Raw genomic sequence first — 14,404 nt, 5'->3', positions numbered from 1 at the left:
ACACGCCCGGGCCTGCGCCCGGACGTATCACGCTCAGCGCTTGTCGGCTTTTTTGGCGATAGGCTTTCCTGACCAGTACCCGGCCAGCAGCGAACCGGACAGGTTATGCCAGACGGAGAACAGCGCGCCTGGCAGCGCCGCCAGCGGGCCGAAGTAAATTTTACCCAGCGCGGCCGCCAGGCCAGAGTTCTGCATCCCCACCTCGATCGCCAGCGTACGGCAGGTGGATTCATCAAAACCAAACAGACGTCCGCCCCAGTAGCCGCCAAGCAGGCCAATGGTGTTATGCAGGATCACCGCGATAATCACCACCAGGCCGACGGAGGCAATATGGGCGGCGGAACCCGCCACCACCGCGCTGATGATCGCCAGAATGCACACCATCGAGAAGGCGGGCAGGAACGGCTCTACCGCTTTCACCACCTTCGGCAGCAGATGATGGACAATCAGTCCCAGCGCGATGGGGATGACCACAATCTGCAGAATGCTGAGCAACATGCCCATGACGTCGACCTGAATATGCGCGTCGACGTACAGACGGGTGAGCAGCGGTGTCGCCACGACGCCGACGAGGGTGGAGACCGAGGAGATGGTCACCGACAGCGCCACATCCCCTTTGGCAAGAAAGATCATCACGTTGGAGGCGGTCCCGCTGGCGACGCTGCCGACCAGCACCATCCCGGCGGAAAGCTCCGGCGGCATATGAAACAGCAGCGCCAGCAGCCAGGCGGCGAGCGGCATCACCAGATAATGGAGAAAGATCCCTGCAGCGACCGGCGCCGGGCGCGACAGGACGCGTTTGAAATCCTCCAGCTTCAGATGCACACCCATACCGAACATGATCAGCATCAGCAGGGTGGTGACCCATGGGCCAATTGGGGTGAAGGTGGTGGGAGTGTAATAGGCCAGAACGGAGAGCAGCAGTGCCCATAACGGGAACAGCCGCGTCAGAGTTGCGAGCATGTTGTGTTCCTTGCGATACGCGAACCGGGCCGCGCCATCCCGATGGGGCGGCGAGCAGGTCCGCTGGTTGTGTTGATGTTGTTATAAAAAAGCCGGGTTCGAGCCCGGCTATAGGTATTGTTTATCGTGCTAAGAAATTTTATTCAAACAAATTATGATGCAGCTTCTGCACCACCTTCTCCGCATCGGCCCCAGGCACCAGGAAGCAGAGGTTATGGCTGGAGGCGCCATAGCAAATCATGCGGATATTAAACGGCTCGAGGACGCCAAAGACCTCTTTGCCGACGCCGCAGGCTTTCGACAGCTCATTGCCAATCAGGGCCACCAGCGCCAGGTCTTCCTCCACTTCTACGCGACACAGCGAGGAGAGCTCGGTCAGCAGCGCCTGGGTCAGCAGGGTATCGCCCGCAGAGGTCGAGCCGGTGGTGTCCATGGTCAGGGCCACGCTCACTTCGGAGGTGGTGATCAAATCGACGGAGATATTATGGCGCGCCAGAATGCCGAATACCTCGGCGAGGAAGCCGCGGGAGTGCAGCATATTCAGGCTGTGCAGCGTCAGCAGCGTCTGGCGGCGACGCAGCGCCAGCGCGCGGAACAGCGGTGGGTTCTCGGTGGTTTTACACACCAGCGTACCGCCCGCTTTAGGCTCTTTACTCGAGCCGACAAACACCGGAATATCGCTGCGCACGGCAGGCAGCAGGGTCGCCGGGTGCAGCACTTTGGCGCCAAAGGTGGCCATTTCCGCCGCCTCTTCAAAGGCGATGACGTCGATGCGTTTCGCCGCCGGCGCCACGCGAGGATCGGTAGTATAAATCCCCGGGACATCGGTCCAGATATCGACGCGGGTGGCATTCAGCGCTTCGCCGAGCAGAGCGGCGGTATAATCGCTGCCGCCGCGGCCGAGGGTGGTGGTGCGGCCTTTCGCTTCGCTGCCGATAAAGCCCTGGGTCACCACCAGGCCTTCCGCCAGGCGCGGCGCCAGCTGCTGCTGGGTCAGTTCGGCGACGGCGGCGATGTCCGGTTCGGCGCGGCCAAAGCGATCGTTAGTGCGCAGCACTTTACGGGCGTCAAACCACTGCGCCTGAATGCCGCGTTCACGCAGAATTTCTACAAACAGCAGGGTGGACATCAGTTCGCCATGGCTGACCAGTTCGTCGGTCAGGGCGGTCGAGGAGGCGAGCGCGGCGGCTTCCGCCAGCGTCGTGATATTTTCCAGCAGGCGCTCAATCTCTTCGCGGATCACGTTGGGATAGCGCAAACGCTCCAGAATATTGAACTGGATCTGGCGCAGAGCATCCAGCTGGGAAAAACGTTCGGTGGGTTCCAGCCCTCCCGCTAAGGCCACCAGAATGTTGGTCACGCCGGCAGAGGCGGAGAGCACAACAATACGGGTATTGGCATCGAGCAGCGCCACATCGATGCTGCGGTTCATAGCGTCAAAATCGGCAACGCTGGTGCCGCCAAATTTGGCGACGACTAGATCTGTCATAACAACCTCGTGTCAGGGGGCCTGACTTATTAAAACGATTCCTGAACACCGATCGTGGCAGGGGCTGGACGCCGCCGGATCGCAACAAAATGTCTTAATAAGCCAGGCCAAATTATTCAGCCATGGCACAAGGGAAGAGCGATAAACAGGGTGGCGCAGAGTGATAAACAACTACGATGTCACCCAGAAGTGCTCCACCTTGTAGACCCGACTCACCGCTCTGGGCGCTGAGGTGTTCGGGTATGAAACGCCCGACTGCGAACGTTTCTGGTGACAACCCAGGGGATTCAGCCCCTGTGGCCGGTGAGGAGCGTGACCAGACGCTCTTTCACCTCGGCGTTGCTCCCCCTCACGTATTTTCCCCGGACTGGTTCCTCCAATACGGTTACCTGGGCAACGCACCTCTTCTGGCAATTACCGACGTCTTTCACCTGGCCGGGGGAACAGGGACATTATATCCCCCGCGAATACCCTTTCGCTGTAGCGTGAAATGCGCGAGCAATAGATACCTACCAATACGTAAGCACTGCGGATATATAAAGGCTTAACACCAGCTATGTCAACGCTGCGGTTATGCGGATTTTTCATGCCCCTGCGGCTAACAGAAAAAAGCCTTATGATAGCTATACTAATGGGGCTTTTTACTCCGTTTTGACCCGATTCCTGACCGGCGTCAGGGACAAGTCACAAAAATCATCACAATTTTCCGTCACCGGCGCTACAATCGACCGAAGTCACAATCTCAAATCAGAAGAGTATTGCTAATGAAAAACATCAACCCAACGCAGACCTCTGCCTGGCAGGCATTACAGAAACACTTCGACGAAATGAAAGATGTCACTATCAGCGAGCTGTTCGCCAAAGATAGCGACCGTTTTTCTAAGTTTTCCGCGACGTTCGACGATCTGATGCTGGTGGACTTCTCCAAAAACCGCATCACCGAAGAGACGCTGGCTAAACTGCAGGATCTGGCGAAAGAGACCGATCTGGCAGGCGCCATTAAATCGATGTTCTCCGGCGAAAAGATCAACCGTACCGAAGACCGTGCGGTACTGCACGTCGCGCTGCGCAACCGCAGCAATACGCCGATTGTGGTTGATGGCAAAGATGTGATGCCGGAAGTGAACGCTGTGCTGGAGAAGATGAAAACCTTCTCAGAAGCGATTATCTCCGGTAGCTGGAAAGGCTATACCGGCAAACCGATCACCGACGTGGTCAACATTGGTATCGGCGGTTCCGACCTCGGTCCGTTCATGGTCACCGAAGCGCTGCGTCCGTACAAAAACCACCTCAACATGCACTTTGTCTCCAACGTCGATGGCACCCACATCGCCGAAGTGCTGAAGAACGTGGATCCGGAAACGACCCTGTTCCTGGTGGCGTCCAAGACCTTCACCACCCAGGAGACCATGACCAACGCCCACAGCGCGCGCGACTGGTTCCTGGCGACCGCGGGCGACGACAAGCACGTGGCTAAACACTTCGCGGCGCTTTCTACCAACGCGAAAGCAGTTGGCGAGTTCGGCATCGACACCGCCAACATGTTTGAATTCTGGGACTGGGTTGGCGGCCGCTACTCCCTGTGGTCGGCGATTGGCCTGTCCATCATTCTCTCCGTGGGCTTCGACAACTTCGTTGAGCTGCTGTCCGGCGCGCATGCGATGGATAAACACTTCTCCACCACCCCGGCGGAGAAAAACCTGCCGGTGCTGCTGGCGCTGATCGGTATCTGGTACAACAACTTCTTCGGAGCAGAAACCGAAGCGATTCTGCCGTACGACCAGTACATGCACCGTTTTGCCGCCTACTTCCAGCAGGGCAACATGGAGTCCAACGGTAAGTATGTTGACCGTAACGGCCACGCGGTAGACTACCAGACTGGCCCGATCATCTGGGGTGAGCCGGGCACCAACGGTCAGCACGCGTTCTACCAGCTGATCCACCAGGGCACCAAAATGGTACCGTGCGATTTCATCGCCCCAGCTATCACCCACAACCCGCTGTCCGACCATCATCCGAAGCTGCTGTCCAACTTCTTCGCTCAGACCGAGGCCCTGGCTTTCGGTAAATCCCGTGAAGTGGTCGAGCAGGAATATCGCGATCAGGGTAAAGATCCGGCGACCCTGGAGCACGTGGTGCCGTTCAAAGTGTTTGAAGGCAACCGTCCGACGAACTCCATCCTGCTGCGTGAAATCACCCCGTTCAGCCTGGGGGCGCTGATTGCCCTGTACGAGCACAAAATCTTCACCCAGGGCGCGATCCTCAACATCTTCACCTTCGACCAGTGGGGCGTTGAACTGGGCAAACAGCTGGCTAACCGCATCCTGCCGGAGCTGAAAGACGGCAGCGAAGTTAGCAGCCACGACAGCTCAACTAACGGCCTGATTAACCGTTATAAAGCCTGGCGCGCATAATCTTGCGCAGCTAAGACGCAATGCCGACCCTTAGGTCGGCATTTTTTTTACAGCCGCCGCAGCAGGCGGGCTGGATTTCCCGCCCACACCCCTTTCTCGGTAATGGACTTCGTCACCACGCTGCCCGCGCCAATCACCACGCCGTCGCAGATGCTGACGGCCAGAATCGTGGCGCCGCTGCCGATCGACACGTCATCGCCAATCTCAATTCGCCCCCAGCTGGCGCGGTCGGCGTTTGGTTTACCCTCGCGAAACAGGTCGTTGGCAAACATCACGCCGTGACCGATAAAGCAGCGCTGGCCGATGGTGACGTACTCGCAGATAAAGGTATGGGACTGAATTTTACTGTTCGCGCCAATGCGGGTATTCCCCTGGATCTCAACGAACGGCCCGACGAAGACGTTATCGCCAAGGACACAGTCGTACAGGTTGGCGGGCTGGTAGATCACCACGTTCTCACCGCTGGTGACGTTGCGGATCGCCGTTTCCCGAAGGGTATGCATAGTGCCTCTCAGATCGGTTTGGCCAGAATATGTAAGGTGCTTTGCTGGCTGGTGGAATGAAATGCGACATCTTTCACGTGCTGCATGCCCTGACGTTCGTAAAAGCGGCGCGCAGCGGGGTTATCGGCGAGCACTTCCAGCCACAGCCAGCGTTCACCGGCCGCTTTTGCTCTCGCCTCGACGGCGCGAAATATCTGCTCGCCGTAGCGTCGGCCCGTTGTGTCAGGCAGCAGATAGAGCTTATGCAACAGCGTACCGGACGGACCTTCAGGACTTATCGCCTGACGACAGGCGTATTTCGCAAAGCCGACAGGGTGGGGGGCTTCAGCAATCAACCAACAGCACTGGGAATCGGTCAGGCTGCGTTGCAGCGAGGCCAGGGAATACTCTTGTTGCAGGTAGCACGCCAGCTCGTCGGCGTTATGCCAGAGGTGAGCAAAGTGATGGCGATAGCTGGCATTGCCCATTTCATTGAGTAAAGCCGCATCCTCTGCGCGTGCGGTACGAATCTTCAGCATGGTTGTTTCCTTTTTAACCCGTCCGTCTGGGCTGTGATTGTTACATCTTCGCCGGTGGTGGCAAAAAGTTAGCGAATAATGTCGATCTGGATCACATTTTTGCGTTATACAGGTCTCAAAGAAGCATAATGATGAGGGGTATTTATGTCGTCGGTTTATCGTCCGCTGGTGAATTTTATCGCCACCGCGATGCAAACGGTTTTGAATCTTGGGCTGCTGTGCCTGGGGATTATTTTGATCGTCTTCCTCGGGAAAGAGACGCTGCATCTGGCCGATGTCCTCTTTACCCCGGAGCCGACCAGTAAGTACCGGCTGGTGGAAGGTCTGGTGGTCTACTTCCTCTACTTCGAGTTTATCGCGCTGATCGTCAAGTATTTTCAGTCGGGGTTCCACTTCCCGCTGCGCTATTTCGTCTATATCGGCATCACCGCGATTGTGCGCCTGATTATCATCGACCATGAGTCGCCGATGGCGGTGCTGATTTACTCTGCTGCGATCCTGATCCTGGTGATTACGCTCTGGCTGTGTAACTCCAATCGCCTGAAACGCGAATAAAAAAAAGCGGCCTCCAGGGCCGCTGACCAACAGTCACAAATAAAATTTATGTAGGGTCCAGTTGAGGATAGCAGTGGCATTGGCCTTACTTTTTCAGCTGAGGGCGACGGCGACAATACCCGGTTGGGGTCGTGTATTGCGGCTAGACCGTCGGCCCTCATCTGAAATTTGGGGCCGGTGTTACAAAAAAACTTAACCTTTCACCCCACCCGCCGTCAGGCCGTTAACCAGCCAGCGCTGCGCCAGCAGGAAGACGACCGTGATCGGGATGGCGGAGAGCACCGCCGCAGCGGCGAAGTCGCCCCACAGATAGTTCTGCGGGTTGAGATACTGTTGCATACCTACCGCCAGGGTATAGCTGTTCACATCGCGCAGCAGCAGCGAGGCGACGGGCACTTCGGTGATGGCTGCGATGAACGACAGAATAAACACCACCGCCAGAATCGGCACCGACAGCGGCAGCAGCACGAGGCGGAAGGCCTGCCATGGGGTCGCGCCATCCAGCGCCGCCGCTTCTTCCAGCGAACCATCGATGGTTTCGAAGTAGCCTTTAATCGTCCAGACGTGCAGCGCGATACCGCCCATATAAGCGAAGATCACGCCGCCGTGGGTGTTGAGGCCGACGAACGGGATGTACTGGCCCAGGCGGTCAAACAACGCATACAGAGCCACCAGCGACAGCACCGCCGGGAACATCTGGAAAATCAGCATCCCTTTCAGCAGCGTCGCTTTCCCCGGGAAGCGCATACGGGCAAAAGCGTAGGCGCAGGTGGTGGAGAGGGCGACGATACCGATCGCGGTAATGCCGGCGACTTTAATCGAGTTCCACAGCCACAGCAGCACCGGGAACGGCGGCGGCGTGACGCGGCCATCGGCGTGTTCGACGCTGAAGCCTAACGCCAGACGCCAGTGTTCCCAGGAGATGGTATCCGGGATCAGGCTGCCGGTGGCGAAGTTACCCTCGCGCAGCGAGATGGCGATAACCATCAGCAGCGGAAACATAATCGCCGCGATAAAAATCAGTAGCAGGAGATGCGTAGTAAAGAGACGCAGCTTTTGAGATTTGGGTTGGACCATAGCCATTATCGTTATCTCCCTTAATCAAACTTCATGCGTGTGGCTTTCAGATTCACAATCGCTAACGCGCCAACCAGCAGGAAGATAAGCGTTGCGATAGCCGCCGCCAGGCCGAAGTCCTGACCGCCGCCGCCTTCAAAGGCGATGCGATAGGTGTAGCTCACCAGCAGGTCGGTATAACCGGCCGGGGTGGTGGTGCCGAGACGGTCCGGACCACCGTTGGTCAACAGCTGAATCAGCACGAAGTTGTTAAAGTTAAAGGCGAAGCTGGCGATCATCAGCGGTGTCAGCGGTTTGATCAGCAGCGGCAGCGTAATTTTAAAGAAGTTCTGGAACGGACCGGCGCCATCCATCGCCGACGCTTCGTACAGATCGTCCGGAATCGCCTTCAGCAACCCCATGCACAGGATCATCATGTACGGATAGCCCAGCCAGGTATTGACGATGATGATCATGGTGCGCGCGGTGGTCGGGTCGCTAAACCAGGCCGGCTTAATGCCGAACAGCGCGCTGAGCATCATATTGATTTCACCAAAGCTCTGGTTGAACAGCCCTTTGAAAATCAGAATCGAAATAAACGACGGTACGGCATACGGCAGAATCAACAGGACGCGGTAAATTGCTTTGCCTTTCAGTGCTTCCCACTGCACCAGACAAGCCAGCACCATTCCCACGGCTACGGTCAAAATCACCGTCAGCACCGAGAACACCACGGTCCAGACGAAAATAGCGAAGAACGGTTTCTGGATACCTTCGTCCTGGAAGACGCGAGTGAAGTTATCCCAGCCGATCGTCACGGTGTAGCCCGGGCTCAGCTTTTCAGTGCCCCAGCTGCCGTCGGCGTTAATCGCCTGGTAGAAGCCTACGTCATTGTTCGGGCGGTATTTAACGTGGGTCTGATTGTTGGTCAGCACCCCATCTTCGCTAAGCGTATACAGCGGTTGAGTGCCAGAGAACTGACGCAGCGAGCTCATGATCACTTTGCTGTCATCCGGCAGCACCGCGGTCAGTTGGTTCAGCGCGGTGCGGTTCTGGGTAATGACGCGCAGGCTGACGCGCTCGCCTTCCGGCAGGGCATCGGTTTCTTTTAACGCCAGCTTCTGCTCACCGCCGAATTTAAAAGCGTCGGAAAGGTAGTTTTTACCGCTCTCGCCGTCGGTCAGGGCCAGTTTCCACTCGTCCCCCGCCGGGATCAGCGTGAAGTTATAGGCTTTGCCAGCCTGGAAAGAGCGATCCATCAGCACCTGCTGCGCACGTTCAAAGGTCAGCTGGTTGGTGCTGCTGTAGTTAGTGAAGGCGATGGCAATGGTACAGATCAGCGGAAACAGGACGAACAGACCCATGCCGGCGAGGCCGGGATAGACATAGCGCCAGGCATAAGCCTTGCGATTAGCGAAAATATACAGGCCAACTGAGCTTAAAATCAGCGTCATGATGGCGAACAGGTACTCCCCCTGGGCGTACATCAAAACAACAAGGTAACCCACCAGCAGGCACAGTAAGCCAATCACAGACCATGTGAGTTGCGGACTTTGCCACCAGTGTTTCTTTTTAACGGCATCCATGGGGATCATCCTCTACAGCGGTGAAAACTTATTTGTCAGGCGGCGCTTCGCTTACCTGACCTACGGCCCGAGCCGTAGTGGTAGGGCGGGTAAGCGCAAGCGCCACCCGCCGTTTTCTTACTTGGTGATACGGCTCTGTGCATCCTTCAGTGCAGCATCGACCGTCTGGCGACCGCTGGCGGCGTTGATTACCGCGGTACGAACGGCATACCAGAAGGCAGACATCTGCGGGATGTTAGGCATGATTTCGCCATTCTGGGCGTTCGCCATGGTGGCGGCGATGCGCGGATCTTTTTCCAGTTTCTCCTGGAAGGATTTCAGCGCGACAGCACCCAGCGGTTTGTCGTTGTTAACCGCTTCCAGACCCTGATCGGTCATCAGGTAGTTTTCGAGGAACTCTTTCGCCAGCTCTTTGTTCGGGCTGGCGGCGTTGATACCGGCGCTCAGCACGCCAACGAACGGTTTCGATGGTTTGCCTTTAAAGGTCGGCAGCAGGGCGACGCCGTAATTAACCTTGCTCTTATCAATGTTAGACCACGCCCACGGACCGTTGATGGTCATGGCGGTTTCGCCTTTGTTGAAGGCGGCTTCCGCGATGGAGTAATCCGTGTCGGCATTCATGTGCTTGTTCTTGATCAGGTCAACCAGGAAGGTGAGACCCGCTTTCGCGCCTGCGCTGTCTACGCCGACGTTTTTCACGTCATATTTGCCGTTTTCGAACTTGAAGGCGTACCCGCCGTCGGCAGCGATCAGCGGCCAGGTGAAGTACGGTTCTTGCAGGTTGAACATCAGCGCGCTCTTACCTTTCGCTTTCAGCGCTTTATCCAGCGCCGGGATCTCTTCCCAGGTTTTCGGCGGGTTCGGCACCAGGTCCTTGTTATAAATCAGGGACAGGGCTTCAACCGCCACCGGATAGGCGATCAGTTTGCCGTTAAAGCGCACGGCATCCCAGGTGAAGGGATAGAGTTTGTCCTGGAACGCTTTGTCCGGGGTGATTTCAGCCAGCAGGCCGGACTGCGCGTAGCCGCCGAAACGGTCATGCGCCCAGAAGATGATGTCCGGGCCGTCGCCGGTCGCCGCAACCTGCGGGAACTTCTCTTCCAGCTTGTCCGGATGCTCTACGGAAACTTTAATGCCGGTGTCTTTTTCAAACTTTTTACCCACTTCAGCGAGGCCGTTATAGCCTTTGTCGCCGTTAATCCAGATAACCAGCTTACCTTCTTCAATTTTTGCGAGGGCAGAGGCGGAAAACATCATCGTGGTCAGTGCTGACAGCGCGAGGATGCGAGCGCCAGTTTTGATTTTCATATACCCGTCCTATTTGGTGATGTACTCGTGGATACACTTCGGTGGCTTAACGATGATGAGTTTCCTTTTTTAACAACCCCTTTCCATCCTCCCCAGGTCTACGCCCCACCCGCTGGTTGTGTGATCTCCATTGCAAAAACGGCCGTATTGCGTCCTGGAGCACAGAAAAAAGTGCCCAATTTTGTCGTCCCCATCACGAAATCACGCTGCGTCCGCCATCCCCCGCGGCGAGAGGCAATCTCTCATCCTCCCATCTCCTCCCCCATAAAAAAGCCGGGGGGTGGAGGATTTGCCAGCCTAAGGAATGCCGCATAGTCGACCCATCTTGAATGTGTCTTTAAGTGACAGGTTGTAACGAAGGGAGAAGGGCATGGCGAGCGTACAGCTGCGAAATGTAACGAAAGCCTGGGGCGACGTGGTGGTATCTAAAGATATCAATCTCGAGATCCAGGATGGGGAGTTCGTCGTGTTTGTTGGACCGTCGGGCTGCGGCAAATCCACCCTGCTGCGTATGATTGCCGGACTGGAAACCGTCACCAGCGGCGATCTGTTTATTGGCGATACCCGGATGAACGACGTGCCGCCAGCCGAACGCGGCATCGGCATGGTATTCCAGTCATATGCGCTTTATCCCCATCTTTCCGTTGCCGAAAATATGTCTTTCGGCCTCAAGCTGGCCGGCGCGAAAAAAGAGGTTATTAACCAGCGTGTGACTCAGGTGGCTGAGGTCTTACAGCTGGCGCATCTCCTGGAGCGTAAACCGAAAGCGCTTTCCGGTGGTCAGCGCCAGCGTGTGGCGATCGGTCGTACGCTGGTGGCAGAGCCAAGCGTCTTCCTGCTGGATGAACCGCTCTCTAACCTGGATGCCGCCCTGCGCGTCCAGATGCGTATCGAGATCTCCCGTCTGCATAAGCGACTGGCCCGCACCATGATTTATGTCACCCACGATCAGGTGGAAGCGATGACCCTCGCCGACAAGATCGTGGTTCTGGACGCCGGCCGTGTGGCGCAGGTCGGGAAACCGCTGGAGCTCTATCACTATCCGGCTGACCGCTTCGTTGCTGGCTTTATCGGTTCGCCGAAGATGAACTTCCTGCCGGTCAAAGTCACGGCGACGGCTATCGATCAGGTGCAGGTAGAACTGCCGAACCGTCAGCAAGTCTGGCTGCCGGTGGACAGCGCCAACGTTCAGGTGGGTGCCAACATGTCCTTAGGTATCCGCCCGGAGCATTTACTGCCCAGCGATATCGCCGATGTGACCCTCGAAGGCGAGGTTCAGGTCGTCGAACAGCTCGGTCATGAAACGCAAATTCATATCCAGATCCCCGCCATCCGTCAGAACCTGGTTTACCGCCAGAACGACGTGGTGTTGGTAGAAGAGGGAGCCACATTCGCCATCGGTTTGCCGCCAGAACGTTGCCACTTATTCCGTGAGGATGGCACCGCTTGTCGTCGGCTGCATAAAGAGCCGGGCGTGTAAGGCTTCCCATTAAAAAAAGGCGCGAACCCGGCAGGCGGTACACCGGCGAAGCGTTCAAAGAAAAGCAATGATCTCAGGAGATAGAATGATGATTACTCTGCGCAAACTTCCTCTGGCGGTCGCCGTCGCAGCAGGCGTAATGTCTGCTCAGGCGCTGGCTGTCGATTTCCATGGCTACGCGCGTTCCGGCATTGGCTGGACTGGCAGCGGCGGCGAGCAACAGTGCTTCAAAGCGACCGGTGCTCAAAGTAAATACCGTCTTGGTAACGAATGTGAAACCTATGCGGAACTGAAGCTGGGCCAGGAACTGTGGAAAGAAGGGGATAAGAGTTTTTATTTCGATACTAACGTTGCCTATTCCGTGAATCAGGAAGATGACTGGGAAAGCACCTCTCCGGCGTTCCGTGAAGCCAACATCCAGGGTAAAAACCTGATCGACTGGCTGCCGGGCTCCACGCTGTGGGCGGGTAAACGCTTCTATCAGCGTCATGACGTTCACATGATCGACTTCTACTACTGGGATATCTCCGGCCCGGGTGCAGGTCTGGAAAACGTTGACCTTGGCTTCGGTAAGCTCTCTCTGGCCGCTACCCGTAACTCAGAAAGCGGCGGTTCTTATACCTTCTCCAGCGATGACACCAAAAAATATGCAGCGAAAACGGCCAACGACGTCTTTGACATCCGTCTGGCGGGCCTGGAAACCAACCCGGGCGGCGTGCTGGAGTTAGGCGTCGATTACGGCCGCGCGAACCCGCAGGATGACTACCGCCTGGAAGACGGCGCGTCGAAAGACGGCTGGATGTGGACCGGTGAACATACTCAGTCCATCTGGGGCGGCTTCAACAAGTTTGTCGTTCAGTACGCGACCGACGCAATGACCTCCTGGAACAGCGGCCACTCTCAAGGGACCAGCATCGATAACAACGGCAGCATGATCCGCGTTCTGGATCACGGTGCGATGGACTTCAACGATGACTGGGGCCTGATGTACGTGGCAATGTACCAGGACGTGGACCTGGACAGCAAAAACGGTTCGACCTGGTACACCGTGGGTGTCCGTCCGATGTACAAATGGACGCCGATCATGAGCACCCAGCTGGAAATCGGTTACGACAACGTGAAATCCCAGCGTACCAGCGAAAACAACAACCAGTACAAAATTACTCTGGCTCAACAGTGGCAGGCAGGCAACAGCGTCTGGTCTCGTCCGGCTATCCGTATTTTCGCAACCTACGCGAAGTGGGATGAAAACTGGGGTTACAGCAACGCCTCCGGTCTGCAGACCAAAGACAGCAGCGGAAGCGGCATGTACACCTCCAGCCGCGGTGACGACAGCGAAGTTACCTTCGGTGCCCAGATGGAAGTGTGGTGGTAATACCGTCCGCAGGACGGGTGTAACCTGGGAGGGGCGTCAGCCCCTCCTGACTATTCAGGGTTAGCGCGCTATTGCCTGGCTACCGCTAAACCGATGCTATCCAAGGTGAGAAGAATGAAAATGAAGAAAACTCTCGTCGCTCTGTGTTTATCCGCAGGGATGTTGGCATGCGTGCCGGGGATGAGCCTTGCCGATGTTAACTTTGTACCGCAAAACACCAGCGCCGCGCCGTCTATTCCAGCCAGCGCGCTGCAGCAGCTGATCTGGACGCCTGCCGATCAATCAAAGACGCAGAGCGTTGATTTAACCACCGGCGGTCAACGCCTGGATGTCCCGGGGATCGTCGGACCGGTCGCCGCCTGGAGCGTACCGGCCAATATCGGTGAGCTGACCCTGACGCTCGACAGCGAACTGAACAAACATAAGCAGATTTTTGCGCCGAACGTGCTGATTCTGGATCAGAACATGACGCCAGCGGCGTTCTTCCCCAGCAACTACTTTACCTATCAGCAGCCGGGCGTCATGACCGCTGACCGCCTGGGCGGCGTGATGCGCCTGACCCCGGCGCTGGGCCAGCAAAAACTCTATGTGCTGGTGTTTACCACTGAAAAAGATCTCCAGCAGACCACGACCCTGCTGGATCCGGCGAAAGCCTATGCCAAAGGCGCCGGCAATGCGGCCCCGGATATCCCGGATCCGATCGCTAAACATACCACCGATGGCGTGCTGAAGCTGAAAGTGAAAACCAATAGCACCTCCAGCGTGCTGGTGGGCCCGCTGTTCGGCTCCGCCGGCCCGGGTCCGGTCACCGTAGGCAATACCGCCGCGCCGGTGGCCGCGCCAGCCGCCGCTGCTGCTGCTGCACCGGCAGCCAAAAGCGAACCGATGCTCAGCGATACCGAAACCTACTTCAACAACGGTATTAAGCAGGCGGTGAAACAAGGTGACATCGACAAAGCCCTGAAATTGATGAACGAAGCTGAGCGCCTCGGCTCGAAATCCGCTCGTTCCACCTTTATCAGCAGTGTAAAAGGCAAGGGGTAATCGTCTCCCCACAATGCTGATGTTTAGGCACAGCCTTTAGGTGCATCCTTCGGGATGCACCTTTTTTTGCACGCGCGGCAGCCTGTTGCATGGCTGTTGCGTGAATGATCGTA

General features: G+C 56.9%; 12 protein-coding genes and 1 riboswitch. Of the genes, 5 read left to right on the top strand and 7 right to left on the bottom strand.

Annotated features, from left to right (window positions below):
• Window positions 1–33 precede the first annotated feature (33 nt).
• Window positions 34–963 (bottom strand): ketopantoate/pantoate/pantothenate transporter PanS, encoded by a 930-nt coding sequence (gene panS, locus AS136_RS12740; RefSeq protein ID WP_002884627.1) that lies wholly within the window; start codon window positions 961–963, stop codon window positions 34–36.
• Window positions 964–1,102: 139 nt separating this feature from the next.
• Complete coding sequence (gene lysC / locus AS136_RS12735) at window positions 1,103–2,452, bottom strand: lysine-sensitive aspartokinase 3 (protein ID WP_008807318.1); 1,350 nt, start codon at window positions 2,450–2,452, stop codon at window positions 1,103–1,105.
• 179 nt (window positions 2,453–2,631) lie between these two features.
• Window positions 2,632–2,867: riboswitch (Lysine riboswitch) on the bottom strand.
• A gap of 349 nt (window positions 2,868–3,216) precedes the next feature.
• On the opposite strand from lysC, the gene pgi reads away from it, so the two are divergent.
• Window positions 3,217–4,866 carry a glucose-6-phosphate isomerase gene (pgi, locus tag AS136_RS12730; RefSeq protein ID WP_008807317.1) on the top strand — a complete coding sequence of 550 codons (1,650 nt, stop codon included), beginning with the start codon at window positions 3,217–3,219 and terminating at the stop codon, window positions 4,864–4,866.
• Between the two features lie 47 nt (window positions 4,867–4,913).
• On the opposite strand, the gene AS136_RS12725 is transcribed toward pgi, so the two are convergent.
• The gene (locus AS136_RS12725) at window positions 4,914–5,369 is read right to left on the bottom strand and encodes an acyltransferase (protein WP_012543195.1); all 456 of its coding nucleotides are present in this window, start codon (window positions 5,367–5,369) and stop codon (window positions 4,914–4,916) included.
• A gap of 8 nt (window positions 5,370–5,377) precedes the next feature.
• On the bottom strand, window positions 5,378–5,887 hold the full coding sequence (locus AS136_RS12720) for a GNAT family N-acetyltransferase (protein WP_023323462.1): 510 nt from the start codon (window positions 5,885–5,887) through the stop codon (window positions 5,378–5,380).
• 144 nt (window positions 5,888–6,031) lie between these two features.
• Here AS136_RS12720 and psiE point away from each other — a divergent pair, with 144 nt between their 5' ends.
• Window positions 6,032–6,442, top strand: coding sequence for a phosphate-starvation-inducible protein PsiE (gene psiE / locus AS136_RS12715; protein WP_004206282.1), 411 nt, complete (start codon window positions 6,032–6,034; stop codon window positions 6,440–6,442).
• Between the two features lie 192 nt (window positions 6,443–6,634).
• Here psiE and malG read toward each other — a convergent pair whose 3' ends face one another.
• The 3 genes from malG to malE all read right to left on the bottom strand — a co-directional run bounded on the left by malG (window position 6,635) and on the right by malE (window position 10,392).
• Window positions 6,635–7,525 (bottom strand): maltose ABC transporter permease MalG, encoded by an 891-nt coding sequence (malG, locus tag AS136_RS12710; protein ID WP_002884725.1) that lies wholly within the window; start codon window positions 7,523–7,525, stop codon window positions 6,635–6,637.
• A 14-nt stretch (window positions 7,526–7,539) separates the two neighbouring features.
• Window positions 7,540–9,084 (bottom strand): maltose ABC transporter permease MalF, encoded by a 1,545-nt coding sequence (gene malF / locus AS136_RS12705; RefSeq protein ID WP_008807314.1) that lies wholly within the window; start codon window positions 9,082–9,084, stop codon window positions 7,540–7,542.
• 117 nt (window positions 9,085–9,201) lie between these two features.
• Window positions 9,202–10,392, bottom strand: coding sequence for a maltose/maltodextrin ABC transporter substrate-binding protein MalE (malE, locus tag AS136_RS12700; protein WP_008807313.1), 1,191 nt, complete (start codon window positions 10,390–10,392; stop codon window positions 9,202–9,204).
• 370 nt (window positions 10,393–10,762) lie between these two features.
• Here malE and malK point away from each other — a divergent pair, with 370 nt between their 5' ends.
• The 3 genes from malK (at window position 10,763) to malM (ending at window position 14,291) form a co-directional block, all read left to right on the top strand.
• The gene (gene malK / locus AS136_RS12695; RefSeq protein ID WP_008807312.1) at window positions 10,763–11,872 is read left to right on the top strand and encodes a maltose/maltodextrin ABC transporter ATP-binding protein MalK; all 1,110 of its coding nucleotides are present in this window, start codon (window positions 10,763–10,765) and stop codon (window positions 11,870–11,872) included.
• A gap of 85 nt (window positions 11,873–11,957) precedes the next feature.
• Window positions 11,958–13,247 carry a maltoporin gene (locus tag AS136_RS12690; RefSeq protein ID WP_008807311.1) on the top strand — a complete coding sequence of 430 codons (1,290 nt, stop codon included), beginning with the start codon at window positions 11,958–11,960 and terminating at the stop codon, window positions 13,245–13,247.
• Window positions 13,248–13,361: 114 nt separating this feature from the next.
• Entirely contained in the window at window positions 13,362–14,291 is a 930-nt protein-coding gene (malM, locus tag AS136_RS12685; RefSeq protein ID WP_023323463.1) for a maltose operon protein MalM, read from the top strand.
• Window positions 14,292–14,404 lie beyond the last annotated feature (113 nt).

It is taken from the genome of Klebsiella sp. D5A (assembly GCF_001620885.1).
In the GTDB taxonomy this organism is placed as follows: Bacteria; Pseudomonadota; Gammaproteobacteria; order Enterobacterales; family Enterobacteriaceae; genus Klebsiella; species Klebsiella variicola.
The sequence above is the reverse complement of the archived record's forward strand: the minus strand, read 5'-3'. Positions and strand labels throughout refer to the sequence as shown.

Excerpts from the sequence above, each read along its gene's own strand:
- panS (WP_002884627.1), bottom strand. The coding sequence starts at position 963 with ATGCTCGCAACTCTGACGCGGCTGTTCCCGTTATGGGCACTGCTGCTC.
- lysC (WP_008807318.1), bottom strand. The coding sequence starts at position 2,452 with ATGACAGATCTAGTCGTCGCCAAATTTGGCGGCACCAGCGTTGCCGAT.
- pgi (WP_008807317.1), top strand. The coding sequence starts at position 3,217 with ATGAAAAACATCAACCCAACGCAGACCTCTGCCTGGCAGGCATTACAG.
- AS136_RS12725 (WP_012543195.1), bottom strand. The coding sequence starts at position 5,369 with ATGCATACCCTTCGGGAAACGGCGATCCGCAACGTCACCAGCGGTGAG.
- AS136_RS12720 (WP_023323462.1), bottom strand. The coding sequence starts at position 5,887 with ATGCTGAAGATTCGTACCGCACGCGCAGAGGATGCGGCTTTACTCAAT.
- psiE (WP_004206282.1), top strand. The coding sequence starts at position 6,032 with ATGTCGTCGGTTTATCGTCCGCTGGTGAATTTTATCGCCACCGCGATG.
- malG (WP_002884725.1), bottom strand. The coding sequence starts at position 7,525 with ATGGCTATGGTCCAACCCAAATCTCAAAAGCTGCGTCTCTTTACTACG.
- malF (WP_008807314.1), bottom strand. The coding sequence starts at position 9,084 with ATGGATGCCGTTAAAAAGAAACACTGGTGGCAAAGTCCGCAACTCACA.
- malE (WP_008807313.1), bottom strand. The coding sequence starts at position 10,392 with ATGAAAATCAAAACTGGCGCTCGCATCCTCGCGCTGTCAGCACTGACC.
- malK (WP_008807312.1), top strand. The coding sequence starts at position 10,763 with ATGGCGAGCGTACAGCTGCGAAATGTAACGAAAGCCTGGGGCGACGTG.
- AS136_RS12690 (WP_008807311.1), top strand. The coding sequence starts at position 11,958 with ATGATGATTACTCTGCGCAAACTTCCTCTGGCGGTCGCCGTCGCAGCA.
- malM (WP_023323463.1), top strand. The coding sequence starts at position 13,362 with ATGAAAATGAAGAAAACTCTCGTCGCTCTGTGTTTATCCGCAGGGATG.